This is a genomic window from Desulfosarcina sp., assembly GCF_041551955.1.
GTDB lineage: Bacteria > Desulfobacterota > Desulfobacteria > Desulfobacterales > Desulfosarcinaceae > Desulfosarcina.
The window spans coordinates 1-8,862 of sequence record NZ_JBFELV010000197.1; the positions used below are offsets into that span (position 1 = coordinate 1).

The 8,862-nt window shown below is 55.1% G+C and carries 8 protein-coding genes; 3 read left to right on the top strand and 5 right to left on the bottom strand.

The genetic code is table 11. The annotated features are described in order from the left end of the window. Positions 1-259: ParA family protein (locus tag ABYV26_RS14825; RefSeq protein ID WP_372682131.1), on the bottom strand; the 259-nt coding region annotated here is incomplete at its 3' end. 114 nt (positions 260-373) lie between these two features. On the opposite strand from ABYV26_RS14825, the gene ABYV26_RS14830 reads away from it, so the two are divergent. Then, entirely contained in the window at positions 374-1,792 is a 1,419-nt protein-coding gene (locus ABYV26_RS14830) for a M48 family metalloprotease (protein ID WP_372682132.1), read from the top strand. A 59-nt stretch (positions 1,793-1,851) separates the two neighbouring features. Here the strand turns inward: ABYV26_RS14830 and ABYV26_RS14835 are convergent, their stop codons facing one another. From ABYV26_RS14835 to ABYV26_RS14850, 4 genes are all read right to left on the bottom strand, one after another. Continuing rightward, positions 1,852-3,933 (bottom strand): ATP-binding protein, encoded by a 2,082-nt coding sequence (locus ABYV26_RS14835; protein WP_372682133.1) that lies wholly within the window; start codon positions 3,931-3,933, stop codon positions 1,852-1,854. A gap of 154 nt (positions 3,934-4,087) precedes the next feature. After that, on the bottom strand, positions 4,088-4,585 hold the full coding sequence (locus tag ABYV26_RS14840; RefSeq protein WP_372682134.1) for a Rab family GTPase: 498 nt from the start codon (positions 4,583-4,585) through the stop codon (positions 4,088-4,090). Continuing rightward, the gene (locus ABYV26_RS14845; protein WP_372682135.1) at positions 4,582-6,366 is read right to left on the bottom strand and encodes an OmpA family protein; all 1,785 of its coding nucleotides are present in this window, start codon (positions 6,364-6,366) and stop codon (positions 4,582-4,584) included. The genes ABYV26_RS14840 and ABYV26_RS14845 overlap by 4 nt, the downstream gene beginning before the upstream one ends. Positions 6,367-6,374: 8 nt before the next feature. Next, positions 6,375-6,962: a hypothetical protein gene (locus ABYV26_RS14850; RefSeq protein WP_372682136.1), complete on the bottom strand. Its 588-nt coding sequence runs from the start codon at positions 6,960-6,962 to the stop codon at positions 6,375-6,377. 481 nt (positions 6,963-7,443) lie between these two features. Between ABYV26_RS14850 and ABYV26_RS14855 the strand changes: the two genes are divergently transcribed. Both ABYV26_RS14855 and ABYV26_RS14860 read left to right on the top strand, forming a co-directional pair. Beyond that, entirely contained in the window at positions 7,444-8,007 is a 564-nt protein-coding gene (locus ABYV26_RS14855; protein WP_372682137.1) for a cytochrome c3 family protein, read from the top strand. Between the two features lie 63 nt (positions 8,008-8,070). Further along, the coding region (locus tag ABYV26_RS14860) for a multiheme c-type cytochrome (RefSeq protein ID WP_372682138.1) at positions 8,071-8,862 on the top strand (792 nt) is incomplete at its 3' end.

The following is an 8,862-nucleotide window of genomic DNA, read 5'->3' on the forward strand; positions in this document are numbered from 1 at the left end:
AGGGCATGACCTTGAGGGATTCGATCTGGCTGTCGACGATCACCGCATCCGCACCGGCGTCCCCGATCATCCCGTGGTAAAGGGTTTTTACCAATTGGGATTTTTCCAGGCCGACACCGGTGGTTGCATTGGCTTGGGGGTCGCAGTCCACCAGCAGTGTCCGTTTTTCAGAAACGGCCAGCGCCGCCGACAGGTTGACTGCCGTCGTGGTCTTTCCCACGCCGCCTTTCTGGTTAGCGATGCATATAGTCTGTGCCATGGCGCCCAGCTTTAACACAAAACATGCTGTTTGAAAAGAATATTAGAATGTGCCATGCTAAGCTAAAAGGCAATGGAAACAACCGTCGCCGTTAACAATTTAAAGATTATTAACATGCCGATAAAAAATAAAATATTCACTATTGTCACGATGGCCGCATTTCTCATTTCCACCATCGTGGTCATGGTTCCGAAAGGCATCTGCCTCACCATTCAGGAAGAAAGGGAAATGTCCTCGGAGTTTATGAAGGTAGTCAGGGCCGAGTTCCCGCTGATCGAGGATCCGGTTATCACTGACTATGTCAACCGGGTGGGCAAACGCATCCTGGCTGCCATACCGCCCCAGCCATTTGACTACCAGTTTCATGTGCTCCGTGAAGATGTCTACAACGCCTTCGCTACCCCGGCGGGCCACATTTTCTTCAACAGCGGCCTGTTCGCCGCCCTGGAGTCTGAAGAGGAACTGGCCGGCATCATCGGCCATGAAATTGCCCACGTGGTCTGCCGCCACATCTCCGACCGAATCGAAAGCTCCAAGAAGATCGGCATGGCCACGCTGGCCGGCATGGTGGCCGGGGTGTTGCTGGGTGCCGGCGGTGCAGGTGCAGCAGCCAGCGCCTTGACCGTCGGATCGGTGGCCGCCGGTCAGACCGCTGCCTTGGCCTACAGTCGTGAAAATGAAATGCAGGCGGATCAGCTGGGCCTTGAATATCTGACCCTGGCCGGCTACAGCGGAGAAGGATTGCTGACGTCACTGAAAAAAATCCGCAGCAAACAGTGGTACGGTTCCGAACAGATTCCCACCTACCTCACCACCCACCCGGCGTCCGAGGCGCGCATGAGCACCATCGACAATTGGCTGCACCAGCAACGATCCGCAGCGGTTCAAAAACGTGGCGAAGTCGGCGGATTTAACCTGGCACACACCCGGTTGGTTGCCCTCTACACCGATAAAAAGGCAGCCCTGCAGCGGTTCAAGACCAACCTCGCGGCATCGCCGGACAGCTCGCTCGACCATTATGGCTATGCGTTGGCATTGACCCGGTTCGATCAGTGGCACGAAGCGGCCGAGCATATGAAACGGGCCATCGAAGGCAACGCCATGGTCACCGCGATGCTTCAGGATCTGGGAAAAATTTATTTCCACGACGGCCAGTATGCAAAAGCCATGGAGGCCCTGTCCGCCAGCAGTTCCGAAAAAAATCCCGAGAGCCGACTCTACCTGGGACGCACCCAGATGGAAATGGGTCGCATGGCTCAGGCGAGAGACACCTTCGAGAACCTCGTTCGCTACAAACAGAACTTTACCCAGACCTACTACTATTTGGGAGAAAGCAGCGGTCGACTGGGGGACATGTTCAGCGCCCACTATAACTTAGGCCGCTTTTACCGACAAAAGGGAGATCTGAAGAACGCCGGTTTTCATCTGAACCGGGCCTTGAAGCTGGCGGTTGATGACGCTCAAAAAGAGAGGGTGGCGCTGCAGCTCAAAGCGCTGGATCCCAAAAAAGAAAAAAAACCAGGCGCCGGGTGACGCGCCAAAGGACATGGAAAACAAAATCACGGTTAATCGCAAGGCGTCGTAGGTCAGCCTTAGATGGGGTCGATGCCGGCTTCCCGTGCCTGCTCGCCATTCAACACGCTACGTATGGCAACCGATAGCTCCCTCATCACCAATGGTTTTTTCAGGTAGGCCGAAAACCCCATCCCTCGTGCAACTTCATCGCTGATGGAGGTGCTGAAACCTGAACTCAAAATGATCGGCAGGTCGGGTCTCAAGCCATGAATCTTTTTTGCCAGGGCGTCGCCGGCCAGGTGCGGCATGGTCAGGTCCGTAATCACCAGGTCGAAGGCGGTCGGATCTTCCTTGAAGATCGCCAAGGCCTCAAGGCTGCTGGTCTTGGCGACAATGGTATACCCCAGCCGAACGAGTACCTGCGTGGCCAGATCTACCTGAAACTTTTCATCATCCACGAACAGGATACGCTCGGTCCCGGTCTGCATGACCGGCTGCACCTGAGAAGATTCGGCAACCGGCTCGGTCAATACCGGCAGGTAGACCTTAAAACAGCAACCCGTTCCAGCCCGACTCTCGACGGTGATCGCACCACCGGTGGCAGCCACGATGCCGTGGACCACGGACAACCCCATACCGGTTCCCTTGCCGGCGGCCTTGGTGGTGAAGAATGGATCGAATATTTTCCCCAGAATAGGTTCTGCAATGCCTTTTCCGGTATCGGCGACCGAAAGCTGAATATGGGGGCCGGGCCGGATACCGGGTTGGGCTGAAGCAAAGTCATCATCAAGGTTGATATCCGTCAATCGCACCTCCATGACCCCGCCATCCGCTTCCATCGCATGTCCGGCATTGCTGAAAAGATTGATGCAGATCTGATGAAGCTGCGTGGGGTCACAGCGAACATACGACTGGCTCTCGAGGCAGTGTCGAATCTCAATGCTGGAGGGCGTCGTGGCCTGAATCAGCTTTATCGCCTCGGTGACAATGGCGCATACCTTCACGGGTTGATTGACGTTGTCGGCCTGTCTGCTGAAGGTCAGGATCTGCTGCACGAGGTTCTTGGCCCGGTTGCCGGCAGCCAGTACCTGGTCCAGATTTCGGTAGGCCAGGGAATGCTCATCCAAATCCAAGCGAACAATTTCAGTGTATCCAATGATAGCGGAAAGTATATTATTAAAATCATGAGATATACCGCTCGCCAAGCTGCCCATGGCCTCCATTTTCTGGGCCTGCTGAAGTTGAGACTGGAGTTGTTTTCGATGGGAGATATCCCGCAGGCTGATGACCACATGGCGGCATCCGTCCATGTCCAGTCCGACGCCTCCCCCCTCAACCTGGATGAGTGTCTGGTTTTCCCCGTTGATGACGGATTCCTCGATGTAAGCGATTCCTTCCCGGGCGGCATGGGCAAACGCGCTGTGGATTTTATCCACCTCATGCTCGGGAAAAAGGTCGGTGACCTTACGGCCGCAGAGGCTGTTCCTGGAACAGGATATCAGGTGGCAGGCCGCACGGTTGACGTTCTGGATCCGACCATCGGCGTCCAGCAGCAATTGGGCGTCAAACAGGTTGTCGAAAAGCATTCGGAAACGGTGCTCGCTCTCCCGAAGCGCGTGTTCGGCCTTCTGCCGCTCCTGAATTTCTGTCTTCAGGCGGAGATTGGTATGCAGCAATGCCCCGGTGCGCTGCTTGACTTGTGCCTCCAGTTCCTGGCGAAGGGCCTTGGCAAACCGTTCCTGCCGCTGGTGACGGTGCAGATCCAAGGCCAGCTGTCGACCGGTTTGAATCAGGGATTGTTTTTCCGAATAATCATATTCGCAAGACTCGATGAGCAGAACCTTTAAATCGTTCAGCAGCACAGCACTGGCTTCAAAGGCCATGTCATCCCCATCGGGCGCCGTCTGGACGCATACCCCCGACCGGATCCGCCCGCCCTTGCCGAGGTCCCAGAATTCACGGGCGTCCACCAGAAAATTCATCAGAAAGGGGAACCGCTCTTCCGGTGAGGCCGGCAGGCTGCCGGGTAGAACGTCAGGGCATAGCTTGCAAAACCAGCCGGGTACGTCGCCCAACAGGGTGCACCGGTCATCATCCAGGTAGACCAAAACCACCATATCCAGTGCCTTGAAAAGATCTTGTTGGCAATCAATGCTCATGGTGGGACCTCCAGCCGCAGGTTGCTGTAGAGCCGTCCATGCCTTTCCCCCCTATAATCCGTGCAGGGGCATCGAGGTAAAAATAGGCCAGGAGGTGGTTCCTATCCCTGCGAATTAAAAGATAGCGGGTGATGGGCGCCTGATGGTCCACCGTCTATTCCTCCAGCATCATCTCAGCTAGGGTGGTAAAAGCCTTTTCCACGCCGGAACCATCCTTGGCACTGGTCTGGACAATCAGCATGCCCTGTTTCTCCAGCGCCTCAAGCTGGATCGGTTCGATCTCCCAGGTGTCCATCAGATCGGATTTGTTGATCACAAAAATTACCGGTATATGTCCTACCGTCTCTTGGGTTCGCTTCAATAGGTCATGGGCGGTATCCAGGGTAGATCGCCGGGTGCCGTCAACCACCAGCAGACATCCGGACGCCCCCCGCAGATAGGATGATCGCACCGCCTGAAAGTCGTCTTCACCATAGATATCCCAGAGGAGCAGGTCCGCCGACGTCCCGTTTATGTTGACGGGCTTTTTATCGATCTTGACGCCCACGGTGGTATGGTATTTTTCCGAAAACAGACTATGGACATACCGCTGCACCAGACTGGTTTTTCCAGCGGCAAAGGCACCCAACATGCAGATTTTCTTTTTTATCATCGGTCGGTTCCAAACATGAAACCCGCATCAACGACCAATTCGAAGCCGGCGAATCGGCTCCCGGCCCGAAGACGATCATCGGTTTCATCGGCCGCCATTGAATATGAACCCATCCCGACGGCCATGATAGCGATGTTGACCTTGCCGTTGTCAATTAAAAAGCGACGCACCGCCTCAGCGCGGTCATGGCTCAGCTTCAGGTTGGCCGTCATGGAATTAGAGACGTCGGTGTAGCCGACGATTCTGAGCCCAATCGATCGACCCAGCTGTTTCGACAGGCTCTCCACCGTATGGATGTCGCGAGCAAGATTGGTTAGCAGCGGTTCCTGATCGGGCGCAATCGCACTGGCGCCAAACGGAAAGAAGATCCGGAGGCTTTCGATTCGTTGGCGGGTCACCTGCAAGGCTCGAAGGTCTGTGTCGATGAGGTTATCCGTCCGGATTTGACTGATCCCTGCGCTGGCCGTTCCCAAGGCGTGAAAGCGCCGAATCCAGGCGTGTCCAGCCTCCCCGGTGGCCACAAGCACGTCTTTATCCAGGCTCAGGGTAACCGTGGGTGGAGGTTTAAGCGTATGGTGCGCGCGCATCATGATCAACTCCGGCTCAAGCGAGACGTAAGGGCGCCAGCGATAGTCCACGCGGTCAGTGGGGAAATACGAAGCGGACAACCGGTTGCCTGGATTGTCTGCCAGCGGATCTTTCAGGCCGAATATCAAAAGCCGGCCCCCGCGTTTTTCTGTTCCCGTGAGCACAATTCCGGGCTGATCTCTGAGTGTTGCGAGAAAAGCCTCCGTCCGCCGGTAGAGACGAAATGCAGTGAAGGCCCACAGGACAACCGCTGCGACCAGGACACTCGATATCACCCACAACAAGGGTGAGGTCTTCTTTTCCGAGGCCCTGAATTCAGTACCCAGACAAGATAGCAGTTCTTCCCGGGCGGCCTCGAAGGCAACGGCATCCCCTTCGTATTGGTCCAGTGCGGGGTTAAACGTGCGGTGGATGTCGCTTAGAATGTCAGCCATTCCATCGCGCAGTTCGACGGGGGGTGTTCCACGAATCACCGCGGCAAGAATGGCTTTGGGTCCCTGTTCGATCCAGACGCTGCGATCGCTGCCGACGCGAAGGGTATCCAGACTTTGATCAGCCGCTACATCAAAAGAATCCCGAACGAAATCCTGGATGGCTGTAAGCATTCCCGACACCAGATCCGGATCCTGGAATTTTACTGAGGGGCCGACGACGTGCTGAAGGACTAGACCGTTTTTTCGATGGATGAGAAACACCTGTTCCACCTGGTAGAGCAGGGTATTCAATAGAACGATTTCAGCGTAGGGTTTCCGGGTTCGAAGGGCCTCCACCCGCCATTTGAGTCCCTGAATGGAAAAACTGTGGTTGAGCAGCTGGTTGAAGGATTGGATCATCCCCATGATGGTAGATGCGATGGCCTTGCGGATACCGGGTCCCATGAGCGGGAAAATCGCGTCGGCCAGCACCTCGGGATTTTTCTGGACGGAAACCCGGATGGATTCTTCAATGGTAGGCTGCAACAATCTGGCGATTTTCTGATCTTTTGCGGTGCAACGGGCTATGGCATCGGGAAGTACACGGCTCAGCTCATCCGCCCGGATGCCTGACTCATCCAGCCGGTTTTCCAAGCGATGGATCCGCGTTTTTTCCGGCCCGACGATGATGCCGCGAAGGATCTCCAGATCATCCGCCGGTTGTCCGGAGTCATTTCCGCCAACCAGTTTTGGTCGCGCTTTAGGGGAGGCCTCGGCCACGGGACACCTTACTCGGGTTCCGGAAGTTGAAGGTCATCCTTTAGCCGCACAGCGGCTTCCATCATCAGGTTGGCCAGAGCCAGACGATCGGTTTTCTCCTTTGCCAGCGCTTTGATGGATTGATCCATTCGTTTCTGCAGCCCATCGTTCTTCTCATGCATCTCATCAAGCAGGCTCTTGGTCTGCAAAAGAATCTGCTCTTGTGTGTCACGCTGGTCTTTGACCACCTTGTCATTGAGTTGGCCGAGTTTTTTATCAAGGGCTTTTTGGGTATCGGCTAACCGTCCCGAAAGGCTATCCACGAATTCGGTCCGCTCGGATCGTTCACGGTTCAATTGGTCGGACAGGGATTGAAGCTCTTTGCGCACAAATTGCTCTAAGGCCTCGAGGGTGGTCTTCGTCTCACTGCGTAAAAAATCGATTTCCTTATCAATTTTTTCTTCCACGGCACTCAGCTTTTTCTCGATCTGACGTGACTGCGAGCCGAAGAGAATATCCCGGATCTTGTCGATGTTTTCGCCGTCGGGTGGTGTCGCGGCCTCCGTCGGATGGTCCGGGGCTTGTGGAGCCGGGTCTTTTTTCGCAGGTTTGGCCATGGGTCCTCCTTATTCAATATTCAATTCTGGGAAGCAATCCCCTCTTTGAAGCCATACTGAACGACACACCGACATGGAATAGAAAAAAGGGGTTGGAGACAAGGCGTATGGGGAATAATAACATGGTCGATCTTGGTGTCAAGACAAACCGACTACCAATGATTTTAGAAGCTTAGTTCCTATGTCACGGAACCTTGTCCAACGGTCCGATTCCGGCAAGCCCCGTATCTCACCCAAAACACCACAATGTGTGATGAAAAAAGTTGACAGGTTGGCGATTTCATAATAGTGATTAAGTCATCCCGACATGATTTCTTCCGCAATTAGCCATACTGAACTGGTCGTCTATCCGGTCATCGCTTACGTAAAATGATGGACAATCGAAAGCATTCGGCTGAATCACCTTCTCGACAGTCGCTGCGCCGAGGTTCATAAAATTAATGACGGGAATAAACAGGCCTGACATACCAAGGATTGATGCATGAAAAAATGGATAATCCCGGCCGTTTTGGTTGGTGTAGGCATCATCATCGCATTTCCCTTGTTCCGCATGACCTACTACACCATGGTGAGAACCTCCACCCCCGAATTCTGCGCCTCCTGCCATGAAATCAAACCGGCGGTGGTGGCCTGGCGGTCGTCCACCCACACCAACAACGCTGCCGGTGTCGTCGTGGACTGCATGGACTGCCACCTGCCTGCCCCCCAAAACACCTTCGAGTTTTTCTTTGCCAAAAGCTACCACGGCCTTAAAGACGTTGCGGTCCATTTCTTCGTGGGCGAGTACGATCAGGAAAAAGCCCGCGAAGCAGCCTATGCCGCCTTTGACAACGACCAGTGCCAGAAGTGCCATCGCAACCTGCTGCACATGCCCACCCAACGCGGTGCCATGCTGGCACACCGGTCCGTGGTATACGCCCGGCCCGGTTATGAAAAAAAATGCGTGGACTGTCACTATGACCTGGTCCACTCCGAGCGCGGCCTGGTCATGTTCCGCCAGACCCGCCAAATCCCCTACCAAGCCAAGGGGCTGAAACAGCTGTAAACCCACATTCGTGATAGGGTTTTTTATTTCGTCGGATATAGATAACAGAAAGGAGCGGCATCTATGAGGCGTACATTGATGTTCTTAACCATTGGATTTCTGGTGGTTGGCCTGATGGCTGTACCGGCCCTGGCGCAGCCCAACTTTGCCAAGGTCAAGGAGTACCGCATCGAACGCAGTGTGCCCCCTGAAGCCCAGGCATGCATTGAATGCCACCGGTCGACCACCCCCGGTGTTTTTGCTGACTGGGCCAAGAGCCGCCACGCCAACGCCAACATTACATGTCTGGATTGCCATCTGGTCCAGCCTGGCGATCAGGACATCGCTCAGGACCACGAGAAGTATTACAGCCGGTCCGACATGCCCTGGGGCGAAGCCAAGTACAAAATGCCGATTGCGTCCATCGTGACACCCAAAGACTGCTCCCGCTGCCATCCGGACGAAGCTACCCAGTACAGCAAATCCAAGCATGCCAACACGATCGAGATCATGTGGAAGCTGGATCCTTGGCTGAACAATGGCATGAACTCGGACATCGAGCGCAAAACCGGCTGCTTCAACTGCCACGGGACGGTCATCGCCATTGATGATAGCGGTAAGATCGATCCAAACACCTGGCCCAACGCCGGGGTCGGCCGGCTTAACCTGGACGGCAGCAAGGGGTCGTGTACTTCCTGCCACACGCGCCATCGTTTTTCCGTTGGTGAAGCCCGAAAGCCCGAGGCCTGCGACCAGTGCCACCTGGGCCCGGACCACCCCCAGATCGAGATCTTCGAAGAGTCCAAACACGGCACCATCTATCATGCCTACCAGGACGAATACAATTTCGATGCGGCCGGCGGTACCTGGACCGCC

Coding starts and splice junctions, on each gene's coding strand:
- ABYV26_RS14850 (WP_372682136.1), bottom strand. CDS start 6,962: ATGGCCAAACCTGCGAAAAAAGACCCGGCTCCACAAGCCCCGGACCAT.
- ABYV26_RS14830 (WP_372682132.1), top strand. CDS start 374: ATGCCGATAAAAAATAAAATATTCACTATTGTCACGATGGCCGCATTT.
- ABYV26_RS14855 (WP_372682137.1), top strand. CDS start 7,444: ATGAAAAAATGGATAATCCCGGCCGTTTTGGTTGGTGTAGGCATCATC.
- ABYV26_RS14835 (WP_372682133.1), bottom strand. CDS start 3,933: ATGAGCATTGATTGCCAACAAGATCTTTTCAAGGCACTGGATATGGTG.
- ABYV26_RS14840 (WP_372682134.1), bottom strand. CDS start 4,585: ATGATAAAAAAGAAAATCTGCATGTTGGGTGCCTTTGCCGCTGGAAAA.